This window comes from Nonomuraea typhae (assembly GCF_009760925.1).
Lineage (GTDB): Bacteria > Actinomycetota > Actinomycetes > Streptosporangiales > Streptosporangiaceae > Nonomuraea > Nonomuraea typhae.
On the sequence record NZ_VRLV01000007.1, the window covers coordinates 203,428 to 220,478 of the forward strand.

The following is a 17,051-nucleotide window of genomic DNA, read 5'->3' on the forward strand; positions in this document are numbered from 1 at the left end:
GGGAAAGAACATGGGAAAGGATCGCGAGGGAGCCGTCGATGATCGAGCAGTGGCCGGGAGACCCCTACCCGTTGGGGGCTACCTACGACGGCGCGGGGACGAACTTCGCGCTCTTCAGCGAGGTCGCCGAGCGCGTCGAGCTGTGCCTGTTCGACGAGGACGGCACCGAGCGCCCGGTACGGCTGAGCGAATGCGACGGCTTCGTCTGGCACGGCTACCTGCCCGGCATCGGCCCCGGCCAGAGGTACGGCTACCGCGTCCACGGCCCCCACGACCCGGCGCGCGGCCTGCGCTGCAACCCGGCGAAGCTGCTGCTCGACCCCTACGCCAAGGCGATCGAAGGCGAGGTGAGCTGGGACGAGGCGGTCTACGGCTACCGGTTCGGCCGCCCGGAGAGCAGGAACGAGGCGGATTCGGCGCCGTTCACGCCCAGGTCGGTGGTGATCAATCCGTTCTTCGGCTGGGGGCACGACAGGCCGCCGGCCACGCCGTACCACGACACGGTGATCTACGAGGCGCACGTGCGGGGGCTCACGATCGCGCATCCGAGGATCCCGGAGGAGATCCGGGGCACGTACGCCGCGCTCGGCCACCCGGAGATTCTGGACCATCTGACCAAGCTCGGGGTGACGGCGCTGGAGCTGATGCCGGTGCACCAGTTCGTCACCGACGACTTCCTGAGCCGGCGCGGGCTGACCAACTACTGGGGCTACAACTCGATCGGCTTCTTCGCCCCGCACAACCGGTACTCCAGCCGCGGGCAGCGTGGCGGACAGGTGCCGGAGTTCAAGGCCATGGTGCGGGCGCTGCACGAGGCGGGCATCGAGGTCATCCTGGACGTGGTCTACAACCACACCGCCGAGGGCAACCATCTGGGGCCGACGCTCGGGTTCAAGGGGATCGACAACACCAGCTACTACCGGCTGGTCGAGGACGACCCGCGGCACTACTACGACACCACGGGCACCGGTAACAGCCTGCTCATGCGCAGCCCCCACGTGCTCCAGATGATCATGGACTCGCTGCGCTACTGGGTCACCGAGATGCACGTGGACGGCTTCCGCTTCGACCTGGCCTCGACGCTGGCCAGGGAGCTGCACGAGGTGGACCGGCTGAGCTCGTTCTTCGACCTGGTCCAGCAGGATCCGGTGCTGTCGCAGGTCAAGCTGATCGCCGAGCCGTGGGACGTCGGGCCGGGCGGGTACCAGGTGGGCAACTTCCCCTCCCGCTGGACCGAGTGGAACGGCCGCTACCGCGACACCATCCGCGACCTGTGGCGGGGCAGGCCGGCGACGCTGCCCGAGTTCGGCTACCGGTTCACCGGCTCCAGCGACCTCTACCAGGACGACAGCCGCCGCCCCGCGGCCTCGATCAACTTCGTCACCTGTCACGACGGGTTCACACTGCAGGACCTGGTCTCGTACAACGACAAGCACAACGAGGCCAACCAGGAGGGCAACCACGACGGCACCGACGACAACCGCTCCTGGAACTGCGGCGTGGAGGGCCCGGCGGAAGCGGGTGTCGAGGCCCTGCGCGAGCAGCAGAAACGCAACTTCCTGACCACGCTCTTCCTGTCGCAGGGCGTGCCGATGATCTCCCATGGCGACGAGCTGGGCCGCACCCAGGCGGGCAACAACAACGGCTACTGCCAGGACAACGAGCTGACCTGGGTGGACTGGTCGGACGTGCGGGAGAACTGGCTGATGGTGGAGTTCACCCAGCGGCTGGCCGCCCTGCGCAAGCAACATCCGGTCTTCCGCAGGCGCCGCTTCTTCTACGGCCGCCCCGTGCGCGGCCTGGCCGACATCGCCTGGCTGACGCCGACGGGGGAGGAGATGACCAACGGCGACTGGGAGGCCGGGTTCGCGAAGTCGCTGGCGGTCTTCCTCAACGGCGAGGCCATCACCGAGCCCGACCGGCGCGGCAGGGCGATCCGCGATGAATCGTTTTTACTCATGTTCAACGCCCATCACGACACGATCCGATTCACCGTCCCCAAGGAATACGGAGACATGTGGCAGACCGAACTCGACACCGCGATGCCGATCAGCGTGGGGGTGAGCACGTGCCGGTCGGGTGAGCTCGTGGCGGTGCCCGGGCGCAGCGTGCGGGTGCTGCGCCGTGTCTAGACCGACCTCGACGTACCGCATCCAGCTGACGCCGGACTTCGGCTTCGCCCAGGTGGCCGAGATCGCCCCCTACCTTCGCGAACTGGGCGTGAGCCATGTCTACCTGTCGCCGATCCTGCAGTCGGTGCCGGCCTCCTTGCACGGCTACGACGTCGTGGACCACTCCAGCATCCGGGCGGAGTTCGGCGGCGCGAGCGGGCTGCGTGAGCTGGCCGGGCACCTGGCCGCGCACGATCTGGCCATCGTCGCCGACATCGTGCCCAACCACATGAACACCGAGAACGCCCATTTCTGGTCGGTGCTGAAGGACGGGACGGCTTCGCCGTACGCCGGATGGTTCGACATCGACTGGGACGGCGGGAAGGTGGCGCTGCCGGTGCTGGGGGACGGCGCCGAGCCCGTGGTGGACGGGGAGGTGCTGCGGTACTACGAGCATGAGTATCCGTATCCGGGGCACTATCGGCTGGTTCCGTACACCGAGGGGCCGGGCTACCGGCGGTTCTTCGACGTCTCGTCGCTGATCGGGCTGCGGGCGGAGGATCCGGCGGTGTTCTTCGCCACCCACGAGGTGATCTTCTGGCTGCTCGACGAGGGGCTGATCGAGGGCCTGCGGGTGGATCATCCGGACGGGCTGGCCGATCCGCGGGGCTATCTGGAGCGGCTGCGGCAGCGCTCGGGCGGCGTCTGGACGGTGGTGGAGAAGATCCTCATCGGCGAGGAGCGGCTGCCCGCCGACTGGGCCTGCGACGGCACCACCGGCTACGAGACGCTGAACCGGATCACCCGCCTGTTCGTCGACCCGGAGGGGGCCGATCCGCTCATCCGGCTGTTCGCCCGGCAGACCGGGCAGAGCACCGACTACCGGGCCGTGGCCGACCGGTCCAAGCGCGACGTGCTCGAGTTGTTCTTCACCGCCGAGGTGGTCCGGCTGGCGCGGGCGGCGGAAGAAGACCCGGAGACGATCAAGGACGTGCTGGCCGCGATGCCGGTCTACCGCGCCTACGTGGTGCCGGGGGAGCGCCCGCCGCCGGACTCCGTGGCGATCCTCGAGGAGGTCGCGCCGCCTGAGCTGGCCCGCAAGCTCCTGTACGGCCCGGCCGAGGCGGTGGTCAGGTTCCAGCAGACCACCGGGCCCGTCATGGCCAAGGGCGTGGAGGACACCGCGCTCTACCGGTGGTACCCGCTGGCCGCGCTCAACGAGGTGGGCGGGGAGCCGGACGCCTTCGGGATCGAGGTCAAGGAGTTCCACGAGTTCTGCGCCGGCCTGCCCCCGTACACGATGACGACGTTGTCCACGCACGACACCAAGCGCTCGGAGGACGTGCGGGCCAGGCTGGCGGTGCTGGCGGAGATCCCCGAGGAGTGGGCCGAGGCGGTCGCGCAATGGTCGGCGGCCCTCGCCTTCGACCCGCACCTGGACTACCTGGCCTGGCAGAACCTCGTCGGCGCCTGGCCGATCTCCGCCGAGCGCCTGGCCGCCTACCTGCTGAAGGCCGCCCGCGAGGCCAAGACGCGCATCTCGTGGGTCCGCCCCGACCCCGCCTACGAGCAGGGCGTCCGCGACTTCGCCGAGCGTGCCGTCCGGCTGCCGGTGGGCGAGTTCGTGGCCCGGATCGACCCCTACGCCATGGTCAACTCGCTCGGCGCCAAGATCGTGCAGCTGATGATGCCCGGTGTGCCGGACGTCTACCAGGGCAATGAGATGACCGACTTCTCCCTGGTGGACCCGGACAACCGGCGCCCGGTCACGTTCGGCCGCCGCCCGGCCACCGCGTGGGACGCGGCCAAGCTCCTGCTCACCAGCCAGGCGCTGCGGCTGCGCCGCCGGATCGAGCCGGCCGCGCCGTACCGGCCGTTGTTCGCCTCGGGGGAGGCGGCGGGGCACGTGGTCGCCTTCGCGCGCGGGCGCGGCGCCGTCGCGGTGGCCACCCGTCTTCCGGTACGGCTGGCCCGGCGCGGCGGCTGGGCCGGGACCACGCTCATGCTGCCGCCCGGCTCCTGGCACGATCTGATGACCGGCTGCCGCTTCACCGGCCGCATCCCCATGGCCCACCTGCTGGGCCGCAACCCCGTGGCACTTCTGGAGAGGTCCTGAATGCGATTTGACGTCTGGGCACCCCGGGCCACGACCGTCGAGATCGAGCTGCCGGACGGCCGCCGGCCGATGCGCGCCGGGCAGGGTGGCTGGTGGTCGCTGGCCGCGGCACAGGCCGGCCACGGCACGCCGTACTCCTTCGTGCTGGACGGCGACGGCCCCTACCCGGATCCGCGCTCGCGCCGGCAGCCCGAGGGGGTCTTCGGGCCGAGCATGGTCTACGACCACGCCCGCTACACCTGGAGCGACCACGACTGGACCGGCCGCGACCTGCGCGGGTCGGTGATCTACGAGCTGCACGTCGGCACCTTCAGCCCGGAAGGCACCTTCGCCGGGGCGATCGAGCGGCTGGATCACCTGGTGGAGCTGGGGATCGACCTCGTCGAGGTCATGCCGGTCGCGCCGGTGCCCGGCGGGCGAAACTGGGGATACGACGGCGTGGATCTCTACGCGGTCAACGAGACGTACGGCGGGCCGGACGGGTTCAAGTCGTTCGTCGACGCTTGCCACGGCAACGGCCTGGGCGTCATCCTGGACGTGGTCTACAACCACCTGGGCCCGTCGGGGAACTTCCTGCACCCGTTCGGCCCCTATCTCACCGGAACCCAGGGCAGCTTCTGGGGCGAGGCGGTCAACCTGGACGGGCCGCAGTCGGACGAGGTGCGCCGCTACTTCATCGAGAACGCGCTGCAGTGGCTGCGGGACTACCACGTGGACGGCCTGCGGCTGGACGCGGTGCACGCGTTGCACGACCGCCGGGCCACGCACCTGCTGGCGGAGCTGTCGGCCGAGGTGGACGCGCTGGCCTGCGCGCTGGGCCGCCCGCTGTCGCTGATCGCCGAGTCCGACCTGAACGACCCGCGCATGGTGACCCCGCTGGAGGCCGGCGGCCTCGGCATGACGGCGCAGTGGAACGACGACCTCCACCATGCGCTGCACTACGCGGTCAGCGGCGAGTCGCACGGCTACTACGCCGACTTCGCCAAGCTGAGCGCCCTGTCCAAGGCGCTGACCTCGGCGTTCGTGCACGACGGCGGCTACTCCGCCTTCCGCGGCCGCTCCCATGGCGGCTCCGCCCGCGGCGTGCCCGGCCACCGCTTCGTCTGCTGCCTGCAGAACCACGACCAGATCGGCAACCGCCCGCGCGGCGACCGGTTGCCCCTGACCGCGCTCAAGCTGGGCGCCGGACTGCTGCTGACCTCGCCGTTCACGCCGATGTTGTTCATGGGCGAGGAGTGGGGGGCGCGCTCGCCGTTCCTGTTCTTCTCCGATCACGTGGAGCCGTCGCTGCGCGAGGGCGAGGGCGCGCGGCGGGCGCGGGAGTTCGAGGGGTTCGGGTACGTCTGGGACGCGCCGGATCCGTCGTCGGAGGAGGCGTTCCTGCGCTCGAAGCTCGATTGGAACGAGCTGAAGGACGAGGACCACTGGTCGCTGCTGGCGTGGTACCGGGACCTCATCGCCCTGCGGAAAGCGCTTCCCGAGCTGTCGGATCCCCGGCTGGACCGGGTTACCGTGGAGACCGGGCCGCTTGACCGCTGGCTGGTGTTGTGGCGGGGATCACTTTGCGTAATCGTAAATTTTTGTCCGGATTCTGTGACACTGTCCATTCCCGCAGGGACCGTGTTGTTGACCTCTGACGACCGTGTTCGTGCAGGTCAGAGTGGTTTACTGGTTCCCGGACAGACGGTCGTGATCTACCGTCCGGTAATCTGACCGTTACCCCGCTTCGTGGCGGACCGTTACGTTTCGCCAGATATTCTGCGCATCGGCCGTTACTGGTGCGTCAAGTGGTTTCTCACTTCGTAAAACGGCCGTTTGTTGCGGGGGCGACTCTCCACCCAGGACCTTCCGACCCCCGTTCAGCACGAACGGAGGGTAATGGGCAAGTACCTGCTGCGCAGGTTGGCGATCAACGTGCTCCTGGTCGCGATCGCGGCCAGCCTCGCCTACATGCTCGCGGCGTCGACCATGAACCCCCGTGGCGCCTACCAAGGACGGCAGCCCCCGGTGCCGGAACAGGTCATTGACGCGACGCTCGACGCCTACAACCTCAACGACAAGACCCCGCTGTTCCAGCGCTACGTCACCTGGGCCTCCGGCGTCGTCACCGGCGACTTCGGCAAGACCTGGAACGGCGGCTCGGTCAACGACGAGATGGGGCGGCGCATCTTCGTCAGCCTCCGGTTGCTGTTCCTGGGAACCATCGTCGGCTTCGTCATAGGCGTCGGACTAGGGGCGTTGTCGGCGGTCAGGCAGTACAAGTTCACCGACCGGTTGATAGGCGTGAGCTCGTTCGTGGTGATGGCGATCCCCGTCTTCGTGCTCGCCACCCTGCTCGCGATCGCGACCTACAGCCTCAACCGAGGGCTCGGGTTCACGCTGATCGAGTACACCGGCGAGTACAACCCCCGGCTGAGCGGCATGGACCAGTTCCTGAACCGGATCAACCACCTGATCCTGCCCACGATCTCCCTCAGCCTCGGCTCGATCGCCTACTACAGCCGCATCCAGCGCAACATGATGCTCGACGTGCTCGGGCAGGACTTCGTGCGCACCGCGATGGCCAAGGGACTGCGCCGCCGTACCGCGTTGTTCAAGCACGCGCTGCGCACCGCGCTCATCCCCGCGGCGACCTACTTCGCCTTCGCGTTCGGCACGATGCTCACCGGCGCCACCTTCACCGAGAAGATCTTCGCCTGGCACGGAATGGGCGCCTGGTTGATCGACTCGATCAACCAGAACGACGTCAATTCCGTGGCCGCGGTGAGCTTCTTCGCCTCCGTCTGTGTGCTGGCGGCAGCGTTCCTGTCGGACCTGCTGGTGGCGGCCCTCGACCCTCGAGTTCGGGTGAGCTAGATGCGTTCCAAGGTCGTTTTCGGCAGGCTGCTGCGCAACAAGCAGGCCCGCTATGGCTCCATCGCGCTGGTGCTGCTGATCGCCCTGGCCTACGTCGGCCCGTACTTCGGCAACTACGACTGGACCGACAAGGACTTCATGGCGTTCATGTCGCCGCCGTCGGCCGACCACTGGTGGGGGACCACCTCCATCGGCGCCGACATGTACGCCGTGACGCTGCGCGGCATGCAGAAGTCGATCATCATCGGCATCCTGGTCGCGCTGATCTCCACGGGCCTGGCCGCGATCGTCGGCGCCTTCGCCGGATATTTCGGCGGATGGATCGACAAGCTGCTGATGTGGGGCGTGGACCTGCTCCTGGTCCTGCCGAGCTTCCTCATCATCGCGATCATCTCGCCGCGGCTGCGCGGCGCCTCCTGGATCTGGTTCGTGGCCCTGCTGGCCGCGTTCTCCTGGATGATCACCTCGCGCGTGGTCAGGAGCATGACGCTGTCGCTGCGCGAGCGGGAGTACGTCCAGGCCGCCGTCTACATGGGCATCCCCGAATGGAAGATCATCTTCCGGCACATCGTCCCCAACCTGTCCTCCCTGCTGATCATCGACGCGACGCTCAACGTCAGCGGCGCGGTGATCGGAGAGGCCGCGCTGTCGTTCTTCGGCTTCGGCATCCAGCCACCTGACGTCTCCCTCGGCACGCTGATCGCCGAGGGCGCGCGCAACGCCACCGGATATCCGTGGTTGTTCGCCTTTCCCGCCGGCCTGCTGGTCGTCCTCGTGCTCAGCATCAACCTGATCGGCGACGGGCTGCGCGACGCACTCGACCCGGGGAGCAACTCATGAGCATTCTGGAAGTCAACGACCTCACGGTCACCTTCCCCGGCGGCATCCAGGCCGTGCGCGGAGTGTCCTACGAGGTCTCCCGGGGCGAGGTCCTCGGCATCGTGGGCGAGTCCGGCTCCGGCAAGTCCGTGACCTCGCTGGCCATCATGGGCCTGCTGCCGAAGAACGCCGTGACCAGCGGATCGGTCAAGCTCCACGGCCGCGAGCTGCTCGGCGTGGACGCCGACGACCTCGTCGACATCCGCGGCAAGACGATCAGCATGATCTTCCAGGACCCGCTGTCGGCCTTCACCCCCGTCTACACCATCGGCGACCAGATCGCCGAGGCCGTCCGCGTCCACCAGAAGATGGGCAAGGACAAGGCCGCCAAGCGGGCCGTCGAACTGCTCGACCTGGTCGGCATCCCGCACCCCAGCGTGCGCGCCAAGTCGTTCCCGCACGAGTTCTCCGGCGGCATGCGCCAGCGCGCCATGATCGCCATGGCCATCGCCAACGACCCCGACCTGCTCATCTGCGACGAGCCCACCACCGCCCTGGACGTCACCATCCAGGCGCAGGTCCTGGAGGTGCTCAAGACCGCGCAGCAGGAGACGGGCGCCGGCATCGTGATGATCACCCATGACCTGGGCGTCATCGCGGGCATGGCCGACCGCGTCCTCGTGATGTACGCGGGCAAGCCGGTCGAGCTGGGGCCGGTGGACGAGCTCTACTACCGGCCGCGCATGCCGTACACGATGGGTCTGCTCGCCTCGATCCCGCGGATCGACGGCGAGGAGGGGCCGCTGGTGCCCATCGAGGGAAACCCGCCCTCGCCCGCCGCGCTGCCGCCCGGCTGCCCGTTCGCGCCGCGCTGCCCGATGAAGATCGACGCCTGCGACGACGAGGAGCCGCCGCTCACCGGGATCGGCGCCGGCCGGCACGTGGCCTGCATCCGCTCGCGCGAAATCGAGCACAAGGGGCTGACCGGCGCCGACGTCTACCCCGTGCCGGTGATCCCGCCGAGCGACGTGGTGCGGGTGCCGCGCGAGCAGCGTCCGACCGTGCTGGAGCTGACCGACCTCATCCGGCACTACCCGCTGATGAAGGGCGCCGTCTTCAAGCGCCGGGTCGGCACCGTCCACGCCGTGGACGGCATCACCTTCGACATCGCCGAAGGCGAGACGCTCGCGCTGGTCGGCGAATCCGGCTGCGGCAAGACGACCACGCTTCAGCAGATCATGCAGCTGCGGCCGCCGCAGCGCGGACGCATCGTCGTGCTCGGCAAGGACAGCTCCACGCTGGACGGCTCCGCCCGCAAGGCGCTGCGCGGGGACCTGCAGATCGTCTTCCAGGACCCGATGGCCGCGCTCGACCCGCGCATGCCCGTCGGCGACATCATCGCCGAGCCGCTGCGCGCCCACGGACACCGGAACGTGGACCAGCGGGTGGCCGAACTGCTCACCCTCGTCGGCCTCGACCCGAGCTACGCCACGCGCTATCCGCAGCACTTCTCCGGCGGCCAGCGCCAGCGCATCGGCATTGCCAGGGCGCTCGCGCTGGAGCCCAAGCTGCTCGTGCTCGACGAGCCGGTCTCCGCGCTCGACGTCTCCATCCAGGCGGGTGTCATCAACCTGCTGGAGGAGCTCAAGAACACGCTCGGCCTGTCGTATCTGTTCGTGGCGCACGACCTGGCCGTGGTCCGGCACCTCGCCGACCGCGTCGCCGTCATGTACCTCGGCCGGATCGCCGAAATCGGCACCGTCGAGAACGTCTACGACCACCCTGCCCACCCCTACACGCAGGCGCTGCTGTCAGCGATCCCGCTGCCCGACCCCGAGATGGAGCGCACACGCAAGCGCATCCTGCTCGAAGGCGACCTGCCCAGCCCGGCCGACCCGCCATCGGGTTGCCGGTTCCGCACCCGCTGCCCCAAGTTCGCCCAACTCGGCGAGGCCGAGCGGCAGCGGTGTGTGAACGAAGAGCCCCCAGTTGCTCGGCTCGCGAATGCCGTCGACCACGGCGCCGCCTGCCACTACGCGGAGGAGATCGAGGTCATCACGGCCTCGAACGATCAGGAGGAAAAGTGAAGGTTCGTTTCCGGGCAGCGGCGGGACTCGCGGTCCTCGCCATGGCCGTCGCGGCCTGTGGCGGCGGTGGCGGCGCCAAGAGCGGCCAGCCGAACGCCGAGCAGTCGCAGCAGGCCCAGAAGCAGATGTCCGAGACCCCGGCCATCAGCATCAACCCCGTCGGCTACGACCAGGTCAAGGACGGCGGCACCGTCACCCTGGCCGTCGGCCAGTGGCCCACCCAGTGGAACCCCAACCACGTCGACGGCAACCAGCGCGACACCGCGTTCATGCTCGACACCGTCCTGCCGATCATGATGCTGTCCGACGAAAAGGCCGAATGGAAGCCGAACCCCGACTTCCTGACCGACGTCAAGCTGGACACCTCCTCGGGCAAGCAGGTCGTCACCTACACGATCAACGACAAGGCCACGTGGTCGAACGGCGAGCCGATCACCTACAAGGACATCGAGTCCATGTGGAAGGCCAACAACGGCTCGAACAAGAAGTTCAAGCCCGCCTCCACCGACGGCTGGGACCGGGTCGAGTCCATCACCAAGGGCGCCTCGGACAAGGTCGCCATCATGACCTTCTCCAAGAACTACCCCGAGTGGCAGGGCATGCTCTCCCGCTCGCCCATGCTCATCCCCGCCTCGGCCACCGCGACCCCCGAGGCGTACGAGAAGGACTACCTGCAGAAGATCCCGGTCACCGCGGGCCCCTTCAAGGTCGAGAAGATCGACGAGGCCACGAAGACCCTCACCGTCGTCCGCGACGACAAGTGGTGGGGCAAGAAGGCCAAGCTCGACAAGGTCATCTTCCGCACCATCGAGACCCCCGCCGCGTCGGTCAACGCCTTCGCCAACGGTGAGCTCGACGCGGTCGAGATCCCGCCGGGCAGCCCCGCCGACCTCAAGCGGGCCAAGGAAGTGCCGAACGTCGACATCCGCAAGGCGCTCAGCCCGAACTGGCGGCACATCACCGTCAACAACGCGACCGCGTTCCTCAAGGACAAGTCGGTCCGCCAGGCCGTCGCCTACGCGATCAACCGTGACGTGATCACCCAGTCCGACCTCAAGGACATGGACTGGCCGCTGCAGACGCTCGGCAACCACGTCTTCATGAACAACCACAAGTCGTACGCCGACAACTCCGGCGAGCTCGGCAAGTACAACCTGGAGAAGGCCAAGCAGCTCCTCGACGCCGCCGGCTGGAAGCAGGAAGGCGAGTACCGCAAGAAGGACGGCAAGGAGTTCGCCCTGAGCTTCGTCGTCCCGGCCGGCGTGCCCTATGCCAAGACCGAGGGCGAACTGACCCAGGCCATGCTCAAGGAGGCCGGGATCAAGCTCACGATCCGCCCGGTCCCCGATGACAAGTTCTTCACCGACTTCATCATCAAGGGCGACTTCGACCTGGTGCCGTTCTCCTGGATCGGCACGCCGCTGCCGCTCGGCTCCCTGCCCCAGATCTACAAGACGGGCTCCGAGAGCAACTTCCCGAAGGGCAGCGACCCGGCGCTCGACGCCGCGATCGACGAGGTCACCGGCGAGATGGACCCCGCCAAGGCGGCCGCGAAGGCCAACGAGATCGACAAGATGATCTGGGACATGGTGCACACCATTCCGCTGTACCAGCGTCCTGACATCCAGGCGACCAAGAAGACCCTGGCGAACTTCGGTGCGCCTGGGTACCGGTTCAACAAGTGGGAGGAGATCGGCTTCACCGGCTGATCCCGCTTTCCTTGCGACTGAGCCCCGGCGGGCGTGGTTCTGCCGGGGCTCAGCCCTTTCTCGGGCCCTTGGAGGTTGGCCGGGAGTTTTCCACAGCCACGGTCCGTCGTGCCGGCCTCTTTCCCCAGAACCCCGTTCGCCCCCACGCACCACCGCCGGCGCTGGGCACCCTGAGGGCCATGCAGATCACCTTCCCCGTGCCCCACTCCCTGACAGCCCTGTTCGTGGTGGCGATCGATCACCTGCGCTTCGACATCGAGGGCATGCTCCCGTGGCGCATCGGCAGACCCCACAGAAGAGCCGCCCTGGCCGCCCTGGGCACCCCGCTGCTGACGCTCTCCCACAGCACCGCCCAATGGCGGGCCGTGGGCGTCGACCTGACCGACGACGACCGGAGGCTGCTCCGCCGTACGCGCCAGCACGTCCTGGTCTCCAGTACGGCCCCGCCCCGTGCCCTGCCGGCCAGCCTCCAGGTGGCCAGAGCCGCCGCCCGGGCGATAGCCGAAGAATGCACCGGCCTGGTCGTGGACCCGCTGGCCGGCCACACGCTGGCCGCCTGCCTCCGCTGCGCCGGCGAACCGGCCACGTTCCGCCTGTCCGACGACTGGCTGGGCTGGTCCGTGGACGTCCACGACGCCGCCACCTGCCCGCCCTGGAACCCCGCCGACACCAGAGCCTGCACCTGCCTGCGCGTGATGTCCCGGGGCCTGCGCCGCTTCGCCCTCCCGGAAATCACCCTGGACGGCGCCGCCTGCGCCCACAACCTGTGCGCCATCAACCTCCTCCGCGCGGTGGGCCAGCGCCTGCTGACGGACCACCTGCAGTTCCTGTCGGCCAACCCCAACGCCAGAGAACGCACCATCGACGACCACCTCCGCATCACCGACCACGCCTTCTTCGCCGATCGGCAGTCCTTCGGCGTCCGCCTGACCCCGTGCGACGGGACCGGATCGGTCCGCCGCCTGAAGGTCGGCCCGGCGCCGGGCTCCGGCCAGATCACCTGCCTGAAGGTCGGCCCGCCCTCCGACTTCACCGGCACCCTGAACGACTGGCTCTGCTCCACCCAGAGCGCCACCCCGATCATCCACCTGGCCGCCTGACCCATGACCAGCCACAACACCCACCAGCCCCCCTCAACCCCGAGGTGCCACCTGGGCGGCCGGTCCCTGAGATGCCATCCGGGTGGCCGGTCTTTGAGGTGTCACCTGGGTGGTCGGTCTTTGAGGTGCCGTCTGGGTGGTCGGTTCCCGAGAAGCCACCCAGGCGGCCGGTCCCAGCAAAGGCCACCCTGAGCCAGTCGCCCCACGCCACCAGAACACCTGGCCGGTCACCTCCGCGTCCGTACCTCCGCGCCTGCTCCCTGGCATGCAGGTGTAGGTGGCCTTGTGTAGGTGGCCTTCGGCATGGTGTGCGGGTGTTGGTGGCCTTCGGCCTCGCGCTCGCCGTGTTCGTGCTCTCAGCCCCGCGTCGCGTGCTGGCCTTCGCGTGCTGGCCTCCGTGTGCTCGGCTTCGCGTGCTGGCCTCCGTGTGCTCGGCTCCGTGTGCTCGGCTCCGTGTGCCCGCGTCCGTGTGCTGCGTCCATGTGCCTGGCGTCCATAGCCCTCCTGTTCGCGCCTCCACGTCCGAAGCCTCACGTCCTCACCCTTGTCCACTCCGCCGGATCTGCCTTCCTGATCTGGCGCTCCCAAGTCGTGAGGTGGACGGCACCGTGGGCGGAGCAGCGGTGGGACGGAGCTGTGGGGTGACGAGCTGTGGGGTGGGGCTGGACGGGACGGGATGGCGGGGCCAGTGGTTGGCGGGTTGGGGTGTGGTGGGTCGGTGGGTCGGTGGGTTGGGGTGTGGTGGGTTGGTGGGTTTGGGTGTGGTGGGTTGGTGGGCTGTGGTGGGTTGTGGGCTTGGTGGGGCAGGGGTGGGAGAGGACCTTGGTAATCGTGACGTGTGCGATATTCTCGGCGCCAATGCGGTCACCGCCACCCGGGAGGGGACGGGCTGGCCCGGCACGGGAGGAGAACGATGAGCGAGCGGGCTCCCGCGGGCATCAACGTCCACACGCCAAATGTCGCCCGGATCTATGACTACATGCTCGGCGGGAAGGACAATTTCGCCGCCGACCGAGAAGCGGCGGAGCAGATCCTCAAGGCGTTCCCCGAGTCCCGTGACGGTGTCGAGGCGAACCGTGAGTTCCTGGGCAACGCGGTCAGGTATCTGGCTGCCGAGGCGGGTATCCGGCAGTTTGTCGACATCGGCGCTGGTCTTCCCACACAGAAGAACGTCCATGAGGTGGCGCACGAAGTCGACGACTGCGCTCGCACGGTCTATGTGGACAACGACCCCATCGTCTGTGTTCACGGGCGTGCCCTGCTGGCCAACACTCCGACCGTGGCCATGGTGGAGGCTGATCTCCGTGACCCCGACGCCCTCCGTGCCCGGGTGGCCGCGACCCGGTTGGTCAACTTCGACGAGCCGGTCGCCCTGCTGATGGTCGCCGTTCTCCACTTTCTGGAGGATCCTTACGACGACGTGGCCAAGCTGCTTGACATGCTGCCACCGGGCAGCCATCTGATCATCACCCACATGACCATGCAGGAACGACGCAGCTGCGACACGGAGTCCGTCCGGCAGGTGTATACGCGGGCCAGCTCAGGTGTCTACCCTCGCACTCTGGACGACATTCGGCGCTTCTTCGGCGACTTCATCATCCTCGGTTCCGAACAGTTCATCTCCCCGGCCCTTCTCGCCCGCTTCGCCCCCCTTGGCTGGGCAGCGGTGGCCAAGCATCCCGGCTGATACCGCACCGGTCTGTCGGATGCTCGGCCGGCTCCGGGCGTTTCTCCGTGTTCCGGGGCGGGTGGCGTTGCGGCCGGTTCTGGGGCAGGGGTTCAGGGGGTGCGGCTCAGGGTCGTGGTGAGGACTTCGTTCAAGGTGTCCTTGGGGGACGGGGTCAGGGCGGGGGCGCGCCAGGAGACGTAACCGTCGGGGCGGACCAGGACGGCGCCGGTCTCGGTGACGCCGTAGCGCTCCTGCCACACGCCTTCCAGGTCCTTCAGGTCGCCGCCGATGACCAGGGGAGTGAGGTGGAGGTCCAGGCGGTCGCTCACCGCGCGGGCGGCGGTTTCCCAGTCGCGGCCGCGGGGGCCGATGAGCAGGACGTGACCGGTGCCGAACAGGTCGATCGTCGAGATGGGCATGCCCTCCCAGTCGAGGAGCACGTGCGGGGCGCGGCTGCCGGGGCGGGCGGTGGCGGTTTGGGGGTTCTCCAGGAGGGAGCCGTCGTCGGTGGGCTCGTTCAGGATGGAGGTGGAGTGGTAGCGGTAGCCGAGCATGACGGCCATCGGGTCCGCGGTCGGGGGAGCGACGTCCCTCGTCTGCTCGGAGGGCATTCTCACCGCCATGTTCGCCAGCTGCTCGTTGGCGGTCAGCGCGCCGATGGGACGGCGTTCGGCGTCGTAGGTGTCGAGGAAGGCGGGGCCCGCCTGGCCGCTGTGGACGAGCCAGAGGCGCCAGGCCAGGTCGCAGCCGTCCTGGAGGGCGGTGCTGCCGCCCTGGCCGCCGGTGGGAGGCATGGTGTGGGCCGCGTCGCCGGCGAAGAAGACGCGGCCCGCGCGGTAGGTGTCGGCGAGCTGGTGGGCGATGGTGAACGTCGTGGTGTCAAGGACGGACACGTCCAGGTCGGGCACGCCTACCGCCTGCCGTACCAAGTCGATGCAGCGTTCGGTGGTGAAGCCGGGGGCGGTCGCGGGGTCGTAGTAGACGCCGAGGCCGTGGGCGCCGACGCCGGTGCCGGTGATGATGGCGCCGGTGAGGCCGTCCGCCTGGAGGTACCACAGGGTCACTTCGCGATCGCGCACGACCTGGCTCAGGTCGGCGTCGAACATGATCGAGTACATGTGCTGGAGCTCGCCCTTGCCGCTGGTCGGCACGCCGAGCGCGGCGCGCAGGGGGCTGCGGTGGCCGTCGGCGGCGATCAGGTGGTCGGCGCGGATCGTGTGCTCGCCGGCCTTGGTCCTGACGCGGGCGGTCACGCCGTCGGCGTCCTGCTCCAGGAAGACGAGCTCGGTGGAGAAGCGCAGGTCGGCGCCGAACTCCTCGGCCTTGCCGCGCAGGACGCGCTCGATCTCGGACTGCGGCGCGCCGACGTCGGGGACGGGGGTGATGTCGACGAAGCTGTCGAGGTCGCCGGCGGTGTCGACAAGGATCTTCGGGTCGGGATCGGTGAGGCTGGAGGCGATGGCGATCCGCATTCCTTCGCCGATGCCCGCCCAAATCCCGCTGAACTCCGACTCGATGCCGGGGACACCGCGCATCAGCTCGAGCACCCGCGGGCCGACGCCGAACGCCTTGGGCTGGATCGAGGTGCTCGCATGCCGTTCGACCAGGATGACCGGCACCTGGTGCCAGGCCAGCATCGTCGCCGCGCTGAGCCCCGCGTAGCCGGCTCCTACGATGAGTACCGCCGTGCGCTCTTCCATCTCCACCTCCGGGACGCGTAATATCGCGATGTCGTGCTCGAGGCACACGATATGTCGCGTCGGGCGGCATGGTCAAGATATATCGCGTTTCTGGCTGGTTTGGTCCGGCGGAGCCGCGCCACCGCCGTGCGGCTCTGACTGTTTTGTACGGCGGAGCCGTGCCGGCCGCCACCCGCCGTACGTGGCCGGGGCCTGTCCAGGGGAACGCATACGGCCTCGGGTGCGGGGTCGGCCGCCGTTACGAGATCCGCGTGCAGGTCACGTGGTCAGAAGCTCGGAACCGAAGCCGGGTCGGTCGGGGAACCGGGCTGGGGAGCACCGCCCTGCGGGAAACCGCCCTGCGGTGACCCGCCCTGGGGGCTGCCTCCGGCAGGCGACCCGCCCTGGGGGCTGCCTCCGGCAGGCGACCCGCCCTGCGGGCTGCCTCCGACGGGCGACCCGCTCTGCGGGCTGCCCCCAACAGGGGAGCCGCCCTGCGGCAACCCGCCCTGCGGGGTGCCCGTCTGCGGCGTCCCATTCTGCGGAAACGCACCCTGAGGCGACCCATCTTGCGGTAACCCGCCCTGAGGCGACCCGCCTTGCGGAAACGCGCCCTGAGGCGACCCGCCCAATGGCGTCCCGTTCTGCGGCGGCTGCAGCGACCCGTCCTGTGGTACCCCGGTGCCCGGCACCCCGCCGCCCGGATCCCCAGGGGACACGCTGGTCAACACGTCAGCCGGTGACGTGGAGCTCACGCTGGTGGTTGCCGTGAACACCTGGAGCAGCGCCAGGGTCGCACTTGCCATGAGTGCCAGCGCAAAGGCTCCGATGACGATCGGAACCGCCAGGGGAGTCCGCATTCGCGATTTCTAGCACGCCCAGCCCGCAGAGAAAAGTCCGCGAAG

The 17,051-nt window shown here is 68.7% G+C and carries 10 protein-coding genes; 9 read left to right on the top strand and 1 reads right to left on the bottom strand.

What is annotated here, in order from left to right:
* The first annotated feature begins 38 nt into the window (after nt 1-38).
* The 9 genes from glgX (at nt 39) to FVE25_RS26950 (ending at nt 14,485) form a co-directional block, all read left to right on the top strand.
* On the top strand, nt 39-2,132 hold the full coding sequence (gene glgX, locus FVE25_RS26910; RefSeq protein WP_181019726.1) for a glycogen debranching protein GlgX: 2,094 nt from the start codon (nt 39-41) through the stop codon (nt 2,130-2,132).
* Complete coding sequence (treY, locus tag FVE25_RS26915) at nt 2,125-4,227, top strand: malto-oligosyltrehalose synthase (protein ID WP_157249853.1); 2,103 nt, start codon at nt 2,125-2,127, stop codon at nt 4,225-4,227. Before glgX ends, treY begins: the two co-directional genes overlap by 8 nt.
* Nucleotides 4,228-5,940, top strand: a complete 1,713-nt coding sequence (gene treZ / locus FVE25_RS26920; RefSeq protein WP_157249854.1) for a malto-oligosyltrehalose trehalohydrolase — start codon at nt 4,228-4,230, stop codon at nt 5,938-5,940.
* Nucleotides 5,941-6,105: 165 nt separating this feature from the next.
* On the top strand, nt 6,106-7,083 hold the full coding sequence (locus tag FVE25_RS26925; protein WP_157249855.1) for an ABC transporter permease: 978 nt from the start codon (nt 6,106-6,108) through the stop codon (nt 7,081-7,083).
* The gene (locus tag FVE25_RS26930; protein WP_157249856.1) at nt 7,084-7,923 is read left to right on the top strand and encodes an ABC transporter permease; all 840 of its coding nucleotides are present in this window, start codon (nt 7,084-7,086) and stop codon (nt 7,921-7,923) included.
* Complete coding sequence (locus FVE25_RS26935) at nt 7,920-9,989, top strand: ABC transporter ATP-binding protein (RefSeq protein WP_157249857.1); 2,070 nt, start codon at nt 7,920-7,922, stop codon at nt 9,987-9,989. Before FVE25_RS26930 ends, FVE25_RS26935 begins: the two co-directional genes overlap by 4 nt.
* Nucleotides 9,986-11,698 (top strand): ABC transporter family substrate-binding protein, encoded by a 1,713-nt coding sequence (locus FVE25_RS26940; RefSeq protein ID WP_157249858.1) that lies wholly within the window; start codon nt 9,986-9,988, stop codon nt 11,696-11,698. The genes FVE25_RS26935 and FVE25_RS26940 overlap by 4 nt, the downstream gene beginning before the upstream one ends.
* Nucleotides 11,699-11,877: 179 nt before the next feature.
* A complete protein-coding gene (locus tag FVE25_RS26945; RefSeq protein WP_157249859.1) occupies nt 11,878-12,798 on the top strand; it encodes a hypothetical protein in 921 nt (306 codons plus the stop codon).
* A 913-nt stretch (nt 12,799-13,711) separates the two neighbouring features.
* Nucleotides 13,712-14,485 carry an SAM-dependent methyltransferase gene (locus tag FVE25_RS26950; protein WP_157249860.1) on the top strand — a complete coding sequence of 258 codons (774 nt, stop codon included), beginning with the start codon at nt 13,712-13,714 and terminating at the stop codon, nt 14,483-14,485.
* Nucleotides 14,486-14,577: 92 nt separating this feature from the next.
* Here FVE25_RS26950 and FVE25_RS26955 read toward each other — a convergent pair whose 3' ends face one another.
* On the bottom strand, nt 14,578-16,167 hold the full coding sequence (locus FVE25_RS26955; protein ID WP_157249861.1) for an FAD-dependent monooxygenase: 1,590 nt from the start codon (nt 16,165-16,167) through the stop codon (nt 14,578-14,580).
* Between the last annotated feature and the right edge of the window lie 884 nt (nt 16,168-17,051).